18 protein-coding genes and 1 tRNA gene are annotated in these 17,153 nt (G+C 67.2%); 12 read left to right on the top strand and 7 right to left on the bottom strand.

Translation table 11 applies throughout. The features are described from left to right. Nucleotides 1-7 precede the first annotated feature (7 nt). The 4 genes from UAA55_RS17340 to UAA55_RS17325 all read right to left on the bottom strand — a co-directional run bounded on the left by UAA55_RS17340 (nt 8) and on the right by UAA55_RS17325 (nt 2,763). Entirely contained in the window at nt 8-484 is a 477-nt protein-coding gene (locus UAA55_RS17340) for a hypothetical protein (RefSeq protein WP_322954258.1), read from the bottom strand. Further along, entirely contained in the window at nt 481-1,572 is a 1,092-nt protein-coding gene (locus UAA55_RS17335; protein WP_322954256.1) for a HupE/UreJ family protein, read from the bottom strand. The genes UAA55_RS17340 and UAA55_RS17335 overlap by 4 nt, the downstream gene beginning before the upstream one ends. After that, on the bottom strand, nt 1,511-2,263 hold the full coding sequence (locus UAA55_RS17330; RefSeq protein WP_322954255.1) for a hypothetical protein: 753 nt from the start codon (nt 2,261-2,263) through the stop codon (nt 1,511-1,513). The genes UAA55_RS17335 and UAA55_RS17330 overlap by 62 nt, the downstream gene beginning before the upstream one ends. 71 nt (nt 2,264-2,334) lie before the next feature. After that, a complete protein-coding gene (locus UAA55_RS17325; protein WP_322954254.1) occupies nt 2,335-2,763 on the bottom strand; it encodes a VOC family protein in 429 nt (142 codons plus the stop codon). 233 nt (nt 2,764-2,996) lie between these two features. On the opposite strand from UAA55_RS17325, the gene gyrA reads away from it, so the two are divergent. The 4 genes from gyrA (at nt 2,997) to UAA55_RS17305 (ending at nt 7,829) form a co-directional block, all read left to right on the top strand. Further along, complete coding sequence (gene gyrA / locus UAA55_RS17320; protein WP_322954253.1) at nt 2,997-5,804, top strand: DNA gyrase subunit A; 2,808 nt, start codon at nt 2,997-2,999, stop codon at nt 5,802-5,804. A gap of 107 nt (nt 5,805-5,911) precedes the next feature. After that, nucleotides 5,912-6,469, top strand: a complete 558-nt coding sequence (coaD, locus tag UAA55_RS17315; protein WP_322954251.1) for a pantetheine-phosphate adenylyltransferase — start codon at nt 5,912-5,914, stop codon at nt 6,467-6,469. Nucleotides 6,470-6,635: 166 nt separating this feature from the next. Continuing rightward, nucleotides 6,636-6,711, top strand: a tRNA-Lys gene (locus tag UAA55_RS17310). A 221-nt stretch (nt 6,712-6,932) separates the two neighbouring features. Further along, on the top strand, nt 6,933-7,829 hold the full coding sequence (locus UAA55_RS17305; protein WP_322954249.1) for a SphA family protein: 897 nt from the start codon (nt 6,933-6,935) through the stop codon (nt 7,827-7,829). A 2-nt stretch (nt 7,830-7,831) separates the two neighbouring features. On the opposite strand, the gene UAA55_RS17300 is transcribed toward UAA55_RS17305, so the two are convergent. After that, on the bottom strand, nt 7,832-8,524 hold the full coding sequence (locus UAA55_RS17300) for an SOS response-associated peptidase (protein WP_322954248.1): 693 nt from the start codon (nt 8,522-8,524) through the stop codon (nt 7,832-7,834). A gap of 104 nt (nt 8,525-8,628) precedes the next feature. On the opposite strand from UAA55_RS17300, the gene UAA55_RS17295 reads away from it, so the two are divergent. The 4 genes from UAA55_RS17295 to UAA55_RS17280 all read left to right on the top strand — a co-directional run bounded on the left by UAA55_RS17295 (nt 8,629) and on the right by UAA55_RS17280 (nt 11,127). Continuing rightward, nucleotides 8,629-9,075, top strand: coding sequence for a nucleotide triphosphate diphosphatase NUDT15 (locus UAA55_RS17295; RefSeq protein WP_322954246.1), 447 nt, complete (start codon nt 8,629-8,631; stop codon nt 9,073-9,075). 261 nt (nt 9,076-9,336) lie between these two features. Next, nucleotides 9,337-10,104, top strand: coding sequence for a phosphatase PAP2 family protein (locus UAA55_RS17290; protein WP_322954244.1), 768 nt, complete (start codon nt 9,337-9,339; stop codon nt 10,102-10,104). Between the two features lie 142 nt (nt 10,105-10,246). Continuing rightward, nucleotides 10,247-10,510, top strand: coding sequence for a hypothetical protein (locus UAA55_RS17285; protein ID WP_322954243.1), 264 nt, complete (start codon nt 10,247-10,249; stop codon nt 10,508-10,510). 239 nt (nt 10,511-10,749) lie between these two features. Next, complete coding sequence (locus UAA55_RS17280) at nt 10,750-11,127, top strand: PilZ domain-containing protein (RefSeq protein WP_322954241.1); 378 nt, start codon at nt 10,750-10,752, stop codon at nt 11,125-11,127. Between the two features lie 27 nt (nt 11,128-11,154). On the opposite strand, the gene UAA55_RS17275 is transcribed toward UAA55_RS17280, so the two are convergent. Both UAA55_RS17275 and UAA55_RS17270 read right to left on the bottom strand, forming a co-directional pair. Beyond that, nucleotides 11,155-11,775: an EAL domain-containing protein gene (locus tag UAA55_RS17275; protein ID WP_322954239.1), complete on the bottom strand. Its 621-nt coding sequence runs from the start codon at nt 11,773-11,775 to the stop codon at nt 11,155-11,157. 26 nt (nt 11,776-11,801) lie between these two features. Beyond that, nucleotides 11,802-12,461: a diguanylate cyclase domain-containing protein gene (locus UAA55_RS17270; protein ID WP_322954237.1), complete on the bottom strand. Its 660-nt coding sequence runs from the start codon at nt 12,459-12,461 to the stop codon at nt 11,802-11,804. Nucleotides 12,462-12,691: 230 nt separating this feature from the next. Here UAA55_RS17270 and UAA55_RS17265 point away from each other — a divergent pair, with 230 nt between their 5' ends. The 4 genes from UAA55_RS17265 (at nt 12,692) to UAA55_RS17250 (ending at nt 17,151) form a co-directional block, all read left to right on the top strand. Next, nucleotides 12,692-13,504, top strand: coding sequence for a YdcF family protein (locus tag UAA55_RS17265; protein WP_322954235.1), 813 nt, complete (start codon nt 12,692-12,694; stop codon nt 13,502-13,504). Between the two features lie 53 nt (nt 13,505-13,557). Further along, entirely contained in the window at nt 13,558-14,661 is a 1,104-nt protein-coding gene (locus UAA55_RS17260) for a lytic murein transglycosylase (RefSeq protein WP_322954234.1), read from the top strand. Nucleotides 14,662-14,704: 43 nt separating this feature from the next. Then, nucleotides 14,705-15,790, top strand: a complete 1,086-nt coding sequence (locus UAA55_RS17255) for a septal ring lytic transglycosylase RlpA family protein (RefSeq protein ID WP_322954233.1) — start codon at nt 14,705-14,707, stop codon at nt 15,788-15,790. Nucleotides 15,791-15,978: 188 nt separating this feature from the next. Further along, the gene (locus tag UAA55_RS17250; RefSeq protein WP_322954231.1) at nt 15,979-17,151 is read left to right on the top strand and encodes a D-alanyl-D-alanine carboxypeptidase family protein; all 1,173 of its coding nucleotides are present in this window, start codon (nt 15,979-15,981) and stop codon (nt 17,149-17,151) included. Nucleotides 17,152-17,153 lie beyond the last annotated feature (2 nt).

Below are 17,153 nucleotides of genomic sequence, written 5' to 3'. Positions count from 1 at the left end.
GGCGCCCTCATTCCAGATGATCCGGCAGATAGCCCGGCGTCACCGGCAGGCAGGCCAGGGCGATCGCCAGGACCGCCACGGCCACCAGCCAGCTGGACATGACCCGCACGACCGGGAAGGACAGGCGGCGCAGGGTCCAGGCGGCAGCCGGCAGCAGGCCCAGGGTGGGCAGGGCCACCAGCAGATCCAGTGGCTCGCCCGTCACGGCCGCCAGCGCGCCGGACCACAGGCCGGCGTTCAGCGACAAGCCCCAGGCCAGTTGCCGGTCGGTGCGGCAGACCAGGCCGGCCACCGCCGTCATCGCGACGCTGATCCAGCAACCGGTGAACACGCTCTCCCGCCAGGGCGGCGGCACGGTGGCGGTGACGCCCGCCGCCACCGCCAGCACCGCCAGGTTCAATCCCCAACCGCGCCGGGGGGCCGAGGCCAGCGATAGCGCCAACGCGGCGTAGAGCAGCAGCAGGGGCGGCAAGGCGCTCCTCATGGCAGCACCACGCGGATAAGGAAGCCTACGCCCAGCAGGGCGATGCCCCCGCCCAGCCCCCGGGTCGCGCGCGCCCCGCCCGGCCGGCGGTTCAGATGGCCGATGGCGACCCCCGCCAGGTGCAGCAGCCCGGTGGCCAGGACGAAGCCGGCGCTGTAACCGGCGGGATCAGCCGCCGATGGCAATTCCCGCCCGTGGGCATAGCCATGGAACAGGGCGAAGACGGCCACCAGGGGCAGGGCCAGCCAGGCCGGCGCCTTGACCCCGCCGGCGATGCAGCCGCCCAGCACCAGGACGGAGCAGGCGATGCCCAGCTCCACCGGTGGCAGGGGCAGGCCCAGCATGCCGGCGATGGCGCCCACCACCATCATGGCCGGAAACAGCACGGGCAGGGCCAGCAGCAGGGGGGCGCCCAGGAAGGCGCCCCATAGCCCCACCGCCACCATGGCCAGCAGATGGTCCAGGCCGCCGAAAGGGTGCAGGAAGCCGGGCCCGAAGCCGCCGGGCAGGCCGGTGCCGCTGTGAGCCGCCGCCGGGCCGCTGAACCCCAGGGCGGCAAGGATCAGGACCAGGCGCCTCATGACGGCGGCACCTCCGGCGCCACCAGGAAGGGGAAGACGGTGTTGGAGGGCGGATATTCGTCCCGCGTCAGGCCATCGGCCACGCCCGTGGCGGTGCCGTTCACCAGGAAGGATCGATAGATGTTGGACGCGTCGTAGGTCAGCGTGCGGCCGCCGCAGTCGGACCCGCGGCGCCCGTTCGTCGGACAAGGCCGCCAGTTCCACCGCGAACATCTGGGTGCAGATGCCGGTGGCGCTGTTGACCCACAGCCTGTCGTCAGCCAGCGCCGCCGCCAGCCGGTGGTAGCGGCGCGCCGGCGGCGCCTTGGCATCCGCCAGCCACTGGTTGCCACATTGGCCGTCGAAGCTGTCGTAATAGGCCAAGCCCCGGGCGATTTCCGCCTCGAACTTGGCGCCATCGGCGGGGGTGGCGGCGTTGTACGCCTCCTTCCACCGGTCGCCCTCCTCATCGGGGCGCAACTGGCCCAGCAGGGCGTTGCCGGTCAGCGGCCGGCCGGCGCGATCCACCTGGCCTTTGGCTCCCGCGGTGGCCGCCCTGGTTCACCGCGTCCACATCCACCGACGCCACGATGGCCATGGGCGTCCAGCCGGCCAGCAGGTTCTTGGCCGGGCCGCCGTCGGTGTGGCGCCACTTGTCCAGGATGTCGGCCGATGTGGCGGCGTCGAAGGCCGGACAGCCGGCCTTGTCCATGCCCGTGCCCCGGGCCAAGGCCGCCTCCGCCACCTGATAGGCCTGGCGGGTGCCGCGCACGTTGTTGAAGAAAGGGTCGTCGCGCAGGCCGGCGTACAGGCGGAAGCGATGGTGTTCGCTCCACAGCCCCTCCGTCGAGCTGGCATCGCCCTGAACGCGATCAATGCCGCCCAGGCGGCAATCCGCCTGCTGCGGGCCGGCGAAGCGGCAGGTCAGGTCCATGCTTCTTCCCGAGACGCTTCCGGGTTTGCCGAAGCGGCGGGCGCTGTCGATATGGAAGGTGTAGTCCAGCCGGTCGGACAGGCTGTGTCCGACGATGGTCATGACCAGGTTCAGCCGATGTCCGTCGGGGGTCATCCAGGCGTAAAGGTCACCGATGTCGGCGCGGGGGCCGGCGATGATGGTGGGCGAGTCCAGATGGTCGGACGCGACGGCGGGGCCCGCGAAGGGCAATCCAAGGGGCAGCAGGGCCGCCAGCAGCGGCAGAAGGCGGGGGCATGGGCGCATGATGGGCTTCCAGCTTGTCTCCAGATGGGTGGAAGCAAGCCGGAAAGCCGACGGGCGCGCTGTCGGATTCTTTAGTGACTTTCGCCCGAGGGGACCGCGGGCAGCAGCAATTCCACCTGCGTGCTCTGCGGGTCGCGGATATAGAGCGACAGGGTGGGGCCATGGCGGTTGTCGCCCACCCGCTCCTCGATGATGTCCAGGCCGTGGGCCGCCAGGTGGCCGCGCACCGCCGCCTCGTCGCAGGGAGCCAGCGCGATGCACAGGTGGTCCAGGTTGCGGCCCGGCCCCGCCGGCGGCTTGGCCCAGGCCCCCTCCGCCAGCGTCACGTCCACCAGGAACAGGTCGGCGTCGCCCACGCGCAGCCGCACCAGCGCGTCCTCCGGCCATTCCGCCGTCACCGGGCATCCCAGGACATCGCGGTAGAAGGCCAGGCTGGCCGCCATGTCGGTGACGGGCAGGGCCAGGTGGTCGAAGCCACGCGGGGTGAAGGGCGGAGTCATGGGAAAGGGCCGTGGGATCAAGGGAAACGCCGGCGCACTGTACCGCCAGGGCCGGGCCGCCGAAACCCTGAAGGCGAGTCGCACCCGCGCGCGCGAACCATAGAGATACGCGGCGTGCCGGTTTCATTGTTCGCATGCGCGAATGGTGCTAGAAAAGCGGCCGATCCCCATCGCCCGGGCGCGGTTGAGCATCCGCCCCTAAGGCTTGGTTTTCCTTGCTTTTGGATTCTGGTTTGGTCACGACTCCGACGCCCCCCGCGGCCCCTCCCGCCAGCGACATCACCCCCATCGCCATCGAAGAGGAGATGCGCAGCAGCTATCTCGATTACGCCATGAGCGTGATCGTGAGCCGCGCGCTTCCCGACGTGCGGGACGGCCTGAAGCCGGTGCACCGCCGCATCCTCTACGCGATGAAGGAAAGCGGCTACGACAGCACCAAGCCGTACCGCAAATCGGCCAAGGCGGTCGGCGACGTCATGGGTAACTACCACCCCCATGGCGACAGCTCGATCTACGAGGCCATGGTCCGCATGGCGCAGGATTTCTCCATGCGCCTGCCGCTGATCGACGGCCAGGGCAACTTCGGCTCCATGGACGGCGACCGCGCCGCGGCCATGCGATACACCGAGGCCCGCTTGGCCAAGTCGGCCGAGGCGATGCTGGACGACATTGATAAGGACACGATCGACTGGCAGAAGAACTACGACGAGTTGAAGGATGAGCCGACCGTCCTGCCGTCGCGTTTTCCCAATCTGCTGGTCAACGGCGCCGGCGGCATCGCCGTGGGCATGGCCACCAACATCCCGCCTCATAACCTGGGCGAGGTGATCGACGCCTGCTGCGCTTATGTCGACAACCCGGACATCACCATCCCCGAACTGATGGAGATCGTTCCCGGTCCGGACTTCCCCACCGGCGCCCTGATCCTGGGCCGCGCCGGCATCCGCTCCGCGTTCGAGACGGGCCGCGGCTCCGTCGTCATGCGCGCCAAGAGCGAGATCGAGGAGATCCGCAAGGACCGCTGGGCCATCGTCTTCACCGAGATTCCCTACCAGGTCAACAAGGCCAAGCTGATCGAGCGCATCGCCGAGGTGGTGCAGGAGAAGCTGGTCGAGGGCATCTCCGACGTTCGTGACGAGTCCGACCGCGACGGCGTGCGCGTGGTGGTGGAACTGAAGCGCGACGCCGTGGCCGACGTGGTGATGAACCAGCTGTTCCGTCACACGCCGCTGCAGACCTCCTTCGGTGTCAACACCCTGGCCCTGAACGGCGGCCGGCCGGAGCTGATGAACCTGAAGGACATCATCGCGGCCTTCGTGAAGTTCCGCGAGCAGGTCATCACCCGCCGTACCGAGTTCGAGCTGGGCAAGGCCCGCGAGCGCGCCCACACCTTGGTGGGCCTGGGCGTGGCCGTGGCCAACCTGGACGAGATGATCGCCCTGATCCGCCGCGCGCCCGACCCGCAGTCGGCGCGCGAGGAGATGGTGGCCCGCGAATGGCCGGCCCTCGACGTGGCGCCGCTGATCACCCTGATCGACGAGCCCGGCCGCGGCCTGTCGGAGGCCGGGACCTACCGCCTGTCGGAGGCCCAGGCCAAGGCCATCCTGGAACTGCGCCTGCACCGCCTGACCGGGCTGGAGCGTGACAAGATCGGCGCCGACCTGACGGCTGTGGTGGAGCAGATCCGCCATTTCCTGGAAATCCTGTCCTCCCGCCCGCTGCTGCTGGACATCCTGCGCAACGAGCTGGTGGAGGTGAAGGCGCGTTTCGACACGCCTCGCCGCACCAAGATCGAGGACCTGGAATTCGAGGCGGACATCGAGGACCTGATCCAGCGCGAGGACATGGTCGTCATCGTCACGCAGGGCGGCTATATCAAGCGCGTGCCCGTCTCCACCTACCGGGCGCAGGCGCGCGGCGGCAAAGGCCGCAGCGGCATGCAGCTGAAGGCGGAGGATACGGTCAGCGACCTGTTCGTGGCCAACACCCACACACCCATGCTGCTCTTCACCAACCGCGGCATGGTCTACAAGCTGAAGGTCTGGCGCCTGCCGCTGGGCCAGCCGCAGACCCGGGGCAAGGCCCTGGTGAACCTGCTGCCGCTGGAGGAGGGCGAGGTCATCACCACCGTGATGCCCATGCCCGAGGATGAGGCCAGTTGGGGCGACCTGAACGTGCTGTTCGTCACCAGCCACGGCAACGTCCGCCGTAACAAGCTGTCGGACTTCACCAACATCCGCGCCAATGGCCTGATCGCCATGAAGCTGGAGGAAGAGGGTGAATTGCTGATCGCCGCGCGCACCTGCGGCGAGGCGGACGACGTGCTGCTGGCCACGCGCCTGGGCCGCTGCATCCGTTTCCCGGTGGTGGACGTCCGCGTCTTCGCCGGCCGCACCTCCACCGGCGTGCGGGGCATCCGCCTGGCCGAGGGGGACGAGGTCATCGGCCTGTCCATCCTGCACCACACCGAGTACACGGCGGAGGATCGCGCCGCCTACCTGAAGCAGGCCAACGCTGAGCGCCGCCAGCAGGGTGAGGAGGTTGAGGAGACCGCCGACGTCGAGGCCGAGGCCACCGGCGACGTCGGCACCTTGGCGCCGGAACTGTACGCCGAGATGAAGGCGCGCGAGGAATTCCTGCTGACCGTCTCGGTCCAGGGCTTCGGCAAGCGCAGCTCGGCCTATGAGTACCGCCTGACGGGTCGTGGCGGCCAGGGCATCTGGAACATGGATATGGGTGACCGCAACAAGGCCATCGCCGCCGTGTTCCCCATCGCCGAGACCGACCAGGTGATGATGGTCAGCAACGGCGGCCAGGTCATCCGCATGCCCGTGCACGACGTGCGCATCACCGCGCGCAAGAGCAAGGGCGTCACCCTGTTCCGCCTGTCGGCGGATGAAGGCGTGGTGTCGGTGGCGCGGCTGGCCGACGACGGTACCGAGGACGGCGGGGCGGACGACGCCGTGCCGGCTGAAGCCATCGCAGGCCCGGCCTCAGATGGTTCGGCTCCGGATGGTTCAAACGAGGGAACCGGCGACTGAGGATGCCTTGGATGTTTGGAGGCGCTCCGGTACCACCAAACATCGGGCCTCGGCAAAGCCGGCGATGGAGCTGACGCGATGGGCGGATTGGATCAGCGGGGGCGAGGATGAGCGAGCGTCGCATCGGGGTGTACCCCGGCACCTTCGACCCCATCACCAATGGGCATTTCGATATCATCCAGCGGGCGGCCAAGCTGGTCGACCACCTGATCATCGGGGTGGCCAGCAACGCCGGCAAAGGACCGCTGTTCTCCACGGCGGAGCGTGTGGCTCTGGTTCAGGACGAACTGGCGCCGCTGACCGCGAAGGGCATCTCGGTCGAGGTGCGGCCCTTCGACACCCTGCTGATGAATTTCGCCGTGGGCTGCCAGGCCCAGGTCATCATCCGCGGTCTGCGCGCCGTTTCAGACTTCGAGTACGAATTCCAGATGGCCGGCATGAACGCGCGCCTCAACCCGCAGGTTGAGACCGTGTTCCTCATGGCCTCGGACCGGCACCAGTTCATCTCCTCCCGCTTCGTGAAGGAGATTGGACGGCTGGGCGGCGACATCGCCCACTTCGTCAGCCCCCGCGTGGCCCATCGCCTGACGGAGCGTTTCGCCCAGGACGCCCGGCAAGGACTGGGTGGAGGTGTCGAGCCCGCCACCGGCGGCGCCGGCGAATAAGCCCGATTACATTTGCGGGCAGGGGCCCTATGCACCGTTGATGTGCCGGACCCCGCCGCTTTCCATTGACCGCGCCCATACCCGTCATTATGGTGCGCGCCACACCGGGACGGGCCCCTAGGACCCGTCTTCGTTCGCGGAAAACCAAAGCGTTTTCCCAGCGGTCGATCCCGTAGCTCAGCCGGTAGAGCACGTGACTTTTAATCATGGGGTCGTGGGTTCGAATCCCACCGGGATCACCAATTTTCAATGACTTTGGCCAAGTTTTGGACGAGCGGGCTTGAGCTTGCGTTGTGCTTGGCTATTGGCGCCACGCGTTGGCAACCGCACGATGTATCAGCTAAACAGATAAAGCCATATTGAATAAAGCGCCTTGTTTGGCGGCAATATTTCCGCTGATTTGCTCCTCATCAGAATAAAAAACGGCACTCCGGTGTACCGTTAAATGAGGAGGATATGCTCTGTGAAGAACTGGGCGGTGTGTGCGGCATTTATGTACGCGGTTTCGTTTGCAAATGTGGATTTGGCGCAGGCCACTGAGAGTGGCGGGAACAGTTATCCGCCGGGGGCCAGCATCTACCTGGCCGGCGCGATGCCGCCGCCGGGTGAGTACATCCTGTTCCAACCCAACTATTACACCGCCGACCAGACGAACGACGGCGCGGGCAATAAGCTGCCGCTGGATTTCAGCGTCGAATCCGTTTCCCAAACTTTCCGTGGTTTTCTCGTCACGCCGTATCAACTGTTCGGTGCTCAGATGGCGACAGAGGTCATCCTGCCTATCGTCAACCTGCATGCCGAGGTGGCCGGGCAAAAAACCAGCAAGCTGGGCTTCGGCGACATCGGCATCACGCCAGTGCTGCTGGGCTGGCACTTCGGTCCCAACCTGTCCCTGGTTTGGGGCACCGACATCTTCATGCCGGTGGGCCAGTACAACGTCAATTCCCTGGCCAACATCGGGCGTAATGTTTGGTCCTTTCAGCCCACCTTTGGGCTGGCTTACATCGATCCCCAGGGCTGGCAGGCCCAGATATCGCCCCGCTTCGCGTTCAACACCACCAATGACGCCACGCATTACCATTCAGGCTCGGATTTCGACCTGGATTTCGCCGTGGCGCGTAACGTCGGCGGCTGGCGCTTCGGCGTCTCCGGCTATTTCTATGTCCAGTATGAGGACGATACCCAAAACGGGCTGAAGGTCGACGGCGACGGCAATCGCGGCAAGGCGTTCGCCGCGGGGCCGGCCATCAGTCATGATATCGGCCCACTGCAGGCGACCTTCACCTGGCAGCACGAGTTCATGGCCGAACACCGTGCCCAAGGCGAGAACCTGTGGATGCAGGTGGGCCTGCGCCTTTAGCCCTAGAACAGCGTTGTCGCCGCCTGGGGCGCCAGCAGGTCGGCGTCGTCATTGCGGACGTTGCCGACACGCGGCCCCACCGGCCAGAAGCGGGTCTCGTTGGCCGGAAAGGGACGCAGCAGGGCCAGCAGGGCGGGGGCGTCCGCTCCCGTCTCACCCAGCCAGGCGGGCCAATGGTCCGGTGTCAGGATGACCGGCATGCGGTGGTGGATGTGGCCGATGGTGTCGTTGGCCGCCGTGGTCAGGATGGTGTAGGTGCGCACCCATTCGCCGCTGGCCGGATCCTTCCAGCCCTCCCACAGGCCGGCGAAGGCCGCCGTGTCGCTGTTGGCCGGCGCGATGGCGTAGGCCTGCTTGGCGCCATTCTCCAACCGCCATTCATAAAAGGCGGTGACCGGCACCAGGCAGCGGCGCCGGGCGAAGGCGTCACGGAAGGTTGGCTTCTCGGTCACGCTCTCCGAACGCGCGTTGATCATCTTGGCGCCATCCGCCAGGTCCGCCGCCCAAGACGGCACCAGGCCCCACCGCAGCATGTCCAGCCGCCGCTCCCCCGTCTGCGCATTCCAGCGCACCACCGGCGCCGACTGCGTCGGCGCGATGTTGAAACGGCCGGGAAAGTTGGGCAGCGCGCCCAGGGTCTGGAACAGCGCCTCCATGGTCTGAGGCGGGGTGACGGCGGCATAACGACCGCACATGGCGGGACAACTCCGGAGGCGGGGACGGGTGCTTGGCGCGGGTGCGTGGGCATGATACCGCTGTGCATGCCCGAAGCGCCACAATTAGTGTCCGGAGCCCCATCGTGACCCCAAATCTAGCTTCCGCCATCACCGGCATGCCCAAGGTCGGCATCGGTGTCCTGATCCAGCGGGAGGGGCGCATCCTGTTGGGCCGCCGGCGCAACAGCCACGGCGACGGCAGCTACTCCTGGTGTGGCGGCCACCTGGAGTATGGCGAGACATTCGAGGAATGCGCCATCCGCGAGGTGCGGGAAGAGTGCGGCTTGGTCGTGCGCCGCCTGCGCTTCCTCTGCCTGCACAATATTCTCGCCTACGACAAGCACTACGTGGACATCCAGTTCATCGCCGAGGAGGTGGAGCCGGGTGAGCCCCAGGTGCTGGAACCGCACAAGATCGGGGACTGGGGCTGGTACGGGCTGGATGCCCTGCCGCATCCGCTGTTCCGCCCGGTGGAGTTGGCCCTGGACGCCTGGGCCGCCCAGCGCAGCTACACGCCGCTGGCGCGATAGGGCGATAGGTCGTTCGGCGCGACCAATCTGTGACCCAAGGTCTATTCCCAAAGAAGGTCTTTGGCGGCGCCGCGGGCGCCATATAAAGTTTTTGTTACATTTTGTTGGCAGTTGCGTGTCGGGGCGGCGGGACCGTCCGACGCCGCCGCAATTTCCGGGGCAAAAAGGGGGTAGGCATACCCGTCCGGCCGCCATCGCGGCCGGCGACGCTTGGGGTTTGCCCGATGGCCGCCGGGTTGGGAACGCGGCCAGGGAGGAAAAATGAACGGCTTCGACAGCGCCATCCAGGAATTCCTGACCACCCACGCCTCCGCCTCGGACGTGGTGAACCATGCCATTCGCACCATCGCCGACTTCTCGATGTTCAAGGGCCTGTTCCCGGTCGCCATCCTGTGGTGGGTCTGGTTTCGCGGCGGCAAACGCGGGTTGTGGGAGAAGGAGATGGTCATCGCCACCTTCGTCAGCGGCCTTCTGGCCCTGGGCATGGGCCGGCTGCTGGCCCATTTCCTGCCTTTTCGGGAACGCCCCATCTACGACCCGGCCGTGCCCTTCCATTTTCCATTGAGCGGCACCAGCGAAACCATTCTTCGGACCTGGAGTTCGTTTCCCAGCGACCACGCCATGCTATGGATGGCCGTTTCCACAGGCATCTTCCTGGTATGGCGCTGGGTCGGCGTGCTGGCCATGGCCTACACCGCCATCTTCGTCTGCCTCGTGCGGGTCTATCTCGGCCTGCACTACCCCACGGATGTGCTGGGCGGTGCCGTCATCGGTGTGCTGATCACGGTGGTCATGACCCGCGATGCTGTCCGGCCGCTGTACGCCACCCCTATCCTGCGGGTCATGATGCGCTTTCCCGCCCCTTGTTATACCCTGGCTTTCCTGTTTTGTTTCGAGTTGGTCACCCAGTTCGACGAGATCCGCATGATCGGGCAATCCGTGCACAAGGTGCTGGAGGCCCATCGTGATGACGCCGATCCGTCCCTGTATGAGGTGGGGCCCGTCAAGACCGCGGCCCGGCCCAACTGAGACGTCGGCGCCCTTGCCCCATCCCGCCCGTGCGCCACTTTGGATATAGCCCGCCCGTCACGATTTCATAGCCGTTTCGCAGCCTGTATAAACAACTTTCGTTGTAGATCAGTGCCCACAATTGTCCGGGGAGACGTGGACCGTGTCCGATCTTCACGACGATCGCGGGGGTGGTCCCACAGCAACGATAGGGAGCGCCTCCCCCAAGAACCGCTCGGCACATCCGTGCACGGCGGCTGACATCGCCCTGGCGCGGGCGGCGGAAATGCTGTCTGGCATCCGCGGCACCCGCGCCTACGCCGACGCCACGCCGGAGGAGCGTCTGGAACTCGAGTCCTACGTTCTCGACCTGGTGGATGAACGGTCGCTGGCCCGCGCGGCGGCGGCGCGCGCCGTTCCACCCTGACGTCACCCACAAGATTGCCCTCAGATTACCCGACGATCCTGGGGTTTGTTTCGCATCCGCAACGACGAGCGCGTCCGCAGTATAAGACGTGCGCGGCGCAAGAACCTCGCGGGAAAGGCATTCCGCCCGGGCATTTGCCTCACGGCACCTTTAACGGCACACTTTGGCTATGGCTTGGCTGACGTTCCCGCCCCGTCGGGGAACGACTTGGCCGCCTGACTTCGCAGGGGAGGGGGTTCATGGCCTGGGGCGGTATCAAGCGTGTGCTGTCCAACCTGGTGCGGCCCAGCAACCGCCGGACCTATGACCGCCTGTCGGTCGACAGCCATGTGCAACTGAGCTGCGGCGACGTCCTCGTTTCCTGCCGCATCGCCGATGTTTCCGCCGGCGGCGCCTTCCTTGTTCCCGATCCCGATCTTCCCATCGGGACGGAGGGGGTGCTGCGCCTGCCAGGCGCGCCCGTGGCCGCCGCCGTGCGCATCGTGCGCCGCACCGACAGCGGCGTGGGCATCGAGTTCCTGCGCGACGGCGTGGGCGCCATCGTCGCCGGCTGGGTCCGCGCCGTCAGCGGCACGGGACCGGCGGCGCAGGATGATGCCGCGCACCCGCGGATCTGATGATCGCCTGGGCAACGGACGCCGCGCCTAAAGCCCGCAGAACAGCTCGAATTCCTTGACGGGCAGGGGGCGGGCGAACAGATATCCCTGGCCTTCCTCCACGCCCATGGCGCGCAGCAGCGCGCGCTCCCCTTCGGTTTCCACACCCTCCGCCACCACCTTCAGGCCCATGGCCTTGGCCATGGCGACGATGGCCTGGACGATGTGGCGCGTGCCGCTGTCCTGTTCCATGTCCTGCACGAACTTGCGGTCCACTTTCAGGCAATCCAGCGGCAGCTCGCGCAAGTAGGACAGCGAGGAATAGCCGGTGCCGAAATCATCCAGCGCCAGGGCCACGCCGCAGTCGGCGATCCACGCCATCTGGCGCAGCGCCCCCTCCAGATCCTCCGGCAGCACCAATTCGGTGATTTCCAGCTGCAGCAGATGGGGCGGGATGCCCGTCTCCCGCAACAGCACGTCGATCAGGGCGGGCAAATGACCCCAGCGGAACTGCCGTTCCGACACGTTGACGGCGATCTGCAACGGCTGGCGCCCGGCCTCGATCCAGGTCTGGATCTGACGGCAGGCGGCGCGCAGGGCCCATTCGCCGATGGGCACCATCAGGCCCGTCTCTTCGGCGATGGGAATGAATTCCATGGGATAGAGCAAGCCCCGCGTGGGATGGCGCCAGCGGATCAGCGCCTCCCCCCGATGGGGGTGCCGTCGGCGATGGCCACCTTGGGCTGATAGTGCAGGACGAAGGCCTCATCCAGGATGGCCTGCCGCAACTCCGTCTCCGTGATCAGCTGGTGGCGCAGCCGTTCCCGCATCTGTTCGGTGTAATGCAGGTAATGGACGGAGCCGGACTTCGCCACTTCACCCTGGGCGATGGCGGCGTTGCGCAGCAGGGCTTGGCCGCTGGTGCCGTCGTCGGGCGACACCGCCACGCCGATCTTGGCCACCATGTACAAGAGCCGCCCCTCCACCAGGATGGGCTCCCCGATGCGGGCGGCCAGGGCGGAGGCGGTGAACAGCGCCTTGCTGGCGTGGCTGAGGTTGGGCAGGAACAGGGCGAACTGCGCCCGGGCGATTCGGCAGACGGCGTCGCTGCTGCCGCAAAGGCCCAGCACCCGCTCCGCCATGACCGCCATGGAGGCGTCCAGCGCCTGCTGACCCAGCAGCTTGTACAACTCCGCCATGCGGGAGATCTCGATGACCAGCACGGCACAGGGGCCGCTGTGGCTGGCCAGATGATCATCGATACGGCGGGTGAAGACGGAAATATCCTGCATGGCACCGGCACCGGGGGGTGCAGCGTCGGTTCTGGCGACGACGGTCAGGCAGGCATCGGTCACGATCGGGGCTAGGCCGGCTTGTTCTCCATTGGGTTTGACCTTAGACCATTTTCTGTCCCGACCGCATGAGGAAACTGCGCCGTCCATGCAATATTCGACAAATGCCACGGAATCTGACGGTATCCGGAAGGGTCACCGCTGAAGCGCTGGCTACAGGTGTAGGCCGGTTACAGGAGTAGGCCCGCTAGGTCCAGGCTTTCCCGCCCCAATGATTATGGGAGGCAAGTGTCTTGAGTTTCGCCCTGTCCAAGATCTTCTGGACGCTGACGGCGCCCGGCAACCTATTGCTTTTATTTTTGTTGGTCGGGCTTTTTGCAACCGGCGGCTTCAGGACGCGCCGCTCCCTTTTCTGCGCCCGCGCCGCCGCCCTGGGCCTGGCCGTCATCGCCGTTCTGCCCGTGGGCGCGTGGGGCATGCGCACACTGGAACAGCGCTTCCCGGCACCCGCGCCCCTGCCGGCCCGCGTCGACGGCATCATCGTCCTGGGCGGTTCCGTCGACCAGGTGGCGACGGCGGAGACGGGCCAGCCGGAAGTCAACGCCGCGGCCGAGCGCCTGATGGTCATCCCCGACCTGGCCCGCCGCTATCCCGACGCCCGCATCGTCTTCTCCGGCGGGTCCGGTGAACTGCGCGATCCCGATGAGAAGGAGGCGCCGGTGGCCCGCGCCGCCCTGGAGGAGATCGGCATGGACATCACCCGTGTGACCTTCGAGGGGGAATCGCGCAACACCTGGGAAAACGCGCTGTTCAGCCGCGACCTGATGCGTCCGCAGCCCGGGCAGACCTGGCTGTTGGTGACATCGGCCTTCCATATGCCGCGCTCGGTGGGCATCTTCCGCCATGTCGGCTGGCCGGTGGTGGCCTACCCGGTGGACATCCGGGCGCCCAGGACGCTGCTGTACCGGCCGGACTTCGACCTGCTGCGCGGGCTGGAACTGCTGTCGCAATCGGTGCACGAGTATATCGGGCTGGCGGCATATCGCCTGCTGGGCCGTACCGACAGCCTGTTCCCCGCACCCGACGCCGCCACTAAAACGCCCTGATCCCCTTTCCTATTGTCCGCCCGCCTATCCCGTTGTTTCAAAGGACCCCGCCTGTGAGCCGTTTCCCCGCCAGCCGCCCCCTTCCGTCCCGCAGCGCCGCCGGCCTGCTGTCGGCGTTGTTGCTGACGGGGTGCGCCGGGGGACCGCCGGCGGCGGCCAGCGCACCCGTGCCGCAGACACCGCCGGTTCCGGCCCAGCCCGCGCCCCCTGTGGCGCCGGCGCCGACGGTCATCACCCCGGAACAGCAGGCGGACTTCGCGCGCTGGCTGGATGGTGTGCGGCAGGAGGCCCAGGCCCAGGGGATATCCACGGCCACCCTGGACCTGGCGCTGGCCAATGTGCAGGAACTGCCGCGCGTCATCGACCTGGACCGCAAGCAGCCGGAAGGCACCGTCACCTTCGCGACTTACGCCGACCGCGTCCTGAGCAAGGACCGCATTCAGCGCGGGCGCGACATGATGCGCCAGAACGCGGCCCTGCTGGCCCAGGTCAGCGCCAAATACCATGTGCAGCCGCAGTACATCGTGGCGCTGTGGGGCCTGGAGACCAACTATGGCCGGATCACCGGCGGCTTCCGCATCATCGACGCCCTGGCCACCCTGGCCCATGACGGCCGCCGCCCAGCCTATTTCCGCAAGGAACTGATCCAGGCCCTGCGCATCGTGGAGGAGGACAAGGTCGATCCCGCCACCATGAAGGGGTCATGGGCCGGCGCCATGGGCCAGGTGCAGTTCATGCCAAGCGCCTTCTTCAAGTTCGCGCAGGACTTCGACGGCTGCGGTCGGCGCGACATCTGGACCAGGACGCCGGACGTGCTGGCGTCGGCCGCCAACTACCTGTCCACCGTGGGCTGGGACGCCAACACCACCTGGGGCCGCGAGGTCAAGCTGCCGGCAAAAGGCCTGGACGCGGCTGGCGCCGCCGGCCTGGACAAGAAGCGCACCCTGGCGGAATGGGGCAAGGCCGGGGTGAGGTCGGCGGATGGCAAGGCGCTGCCGGCGCGGGCGCTGTCGGCTTCGCTGGTCATACCCGACGGGCCGGACGGCCGCGCCTTCCTGGTCTACGACAACTACCGCACCATCATGAACTGGAACCGGTCGACTTATTTCGCGACCACCGTTGGTTTGCTGGCCGATCAACTTGGCGCGGCGCCGTGAGTTGTTGTAGGGTGCAGCCACAATCCATAGCGGTGTGCGAGTGATGAGCCGGGCAAATCTGGTGAGGCGGGCGGCGACGACCCCTGCCGCCAACGAATTGAAGTACGGGCCCCCATGGCGGGCCGCCGCCCTGGCCGGGCTGTGGCTGGGCGCCCTGCTGATGGCCGGCTGCGCCCACAGGCAGGAGGCGCCAGCCCCCGCCACCACCACCAAGGCACCAACTCCAGCCGCCGCCGCGGGGCAACCCACCTACAAGGTGGGCACCCCCTACCAGATCGGCGGCATCTGGTATTATCCCCGCGCCGACTATGATTATGACCAGACCGGCATCGCCAGCTGGTACGGCCCCGGCTTCCACCAGGAACGCACTGCCAACGGCGAAACCTTCGACCAGAACGAGCTGACGGCCGCGCACCAGACCCTGCCCATGCCCAGCCTGGTGCGGGTGACCAACCTGGACAATGGCCGGTCCATCGTCGTGCGCATCAACGACCGCGGCCCCTTCGCCGCCGGCCGCATCATCGACCTGTCCCGTCGTGCCGCCCAGCTGCTGGGCATGGAACAGCAGGGCACGGCCAAGGTGCGGGTGCAGATCCTGGCGGACGAAAGCCGCGCCATCGCGGCGGCGGCCATGCAGGCCGGCGGCAGCCAGGTGGCCCTGAACGCGCCGCCCAGCAGCACCGCGCCGGTGCCCACCACCATGGCGGATGGCAGCCCCGTGCCCAAGGCCGCCCCGCGACCCAGCGTGACGGTGCAGGGCCAGGCCCTGCCGCCGAAGCAAGCGCCCGCCCCCGCTGGGCCCGCCGTGGCGGCCCCCACCACCATCCCCGGCACGACCGAGCCCGACGGTCAATTCCTGCCGGCGCCGGTGGTGCAACAGGTGGCGGTGGGCCCCGGCGTGAAGCGCATCTACGTCCAGGCCGGATCCTTCACCCTGTTCGACAACGCCAACAAGCTGCGCGCCCGGTTGGCCAGCATCGGCCCGTCCTTCCTGGCGCCCAGCATGGTCAACGGCACACAGTTCTTCCGCGTGCGCGTCGGCCCGCTGGACACGCCGGAACAGGCCGACCAGGTGCTGGACCAGGTGGTGGCCGCCGGCAACAACGGCGCCCGCGTGATCGTGGAGTAAGGCGCGGGTTAAGCTTGAAATGTTCCCGCCGGCCGCCGCACCCTGTGCACCAGGGTCGCCGCCGCCTGGGACATTTTGGCCATAGGCCGTCTGGAGACTGGCATGGGCGGCCGTTCATGGGGCATCAGTGCCCCCGCATGCTTTAAGGCTATTAGAGCTATCGGACACGCAGTCGGGATAGAAGAGACATGGAACTGAAGGTTTTGGCGATGCGCAGCGCGGTTAAGGCCGCCCTGGTTATGGGGCTGCTGGGCGGTCTGTTGAGCAGCGTGGCGCCCGCCGCCACCATCGATACCGAGGCGCGCCAGGCCATCCTGATGGATGCCGACACCGGCACCGTCCTGTTCGCCAAGAACGCCGACCAGCACATGCCGACGTCGTCGATGAGCAAGGTCATGACCATGTACATGGTCTTCGACCGGCTGAAGAACGGCAAGCTATCGCTGGAGGACAGCCTGCCGGTCAGCCGCCGCGCCTGGGAACTGGGCGGGGCCAAGACCGAAGGCTCCACCATGTACCTGCCGCTGGGCGCCAACGTGAAGGTGGAGGACCTGATCCGCGGCGTGCTGGTGCAGTCGGGCAACGACGCCACCATCGTCCTGGCCGAAGGTCTGGGCGGCACGGAAGAGGCCTTCTGCCGCAACATGACCAAGCGCGCCCACGACATGGGCATGAAGGACAGCAACTTCACCAACGCCGCCGGCCTGCCGGACGCCAACCACTATTCCACGGCGCATGACCTGGCCATCCTGGCCATCCACACCATCCACGACTTCCCCGAGTACTATCATTATTTCTCGGAGCTGGAGTTCACCTACAACAAGATCAAGCAGGGCAACCGCAACCCGCTGCTGTATCGCAACATGGGCGTGGACGGCCTGAAGACCGGCCATACCGAAGCGGGCGGCTACGGCCTGATCGCCTCGGCCAAGCGCGGCGACCGCCGCCTGGTGCTGGTGATCAACGGCCTGACCAGCATGCAGAGCCGGGCGGACGAACCCGCCCGCATCCTGGAGTGGGGCTTCCACGAGTTCGACGACTACGCCCTGTTCAAGGCGGGTGAGACGGTGGACACCCTGCCGGTGTCGCTGGGCACCGCGGGCAGCGTGCCCGCCATCATTCCCGACGCCCTGAAGATCACCCTGACCGCCGAGCAGCGCCGCGCCATGAAGGTGGCGGTGGTGACCCAGCTGCCGCTGGCCGCCCCGGTGGCCAAGGGCGCCACCGTCGCCACCCTGAAGGTGACGGCGCCGGACCTGCAGACGGTGGAAATCCCCCTGCAGGCGGCCAACGACGTGCCGCGCCTGGGCCTGTTCGGCCGCATGGGCGCCGGCCTGCACCGCATGATCTTCGGCAGCTGAGG

This window comes from Nitrospirillum guanabarense (assembly GCF_034653355.1).
Classification (GTDB): domain Bacteria; phylum Pseudomonadota; class Alphaproteobacteria; order Azospirillales; family Azospirillaceae; genus Nitrospirillum.
The sequence above is the reverse complement of the archived record's forward strand: the minus strand, read 5'-3'. Positions and strand labels throughout refer to the sequence as shown.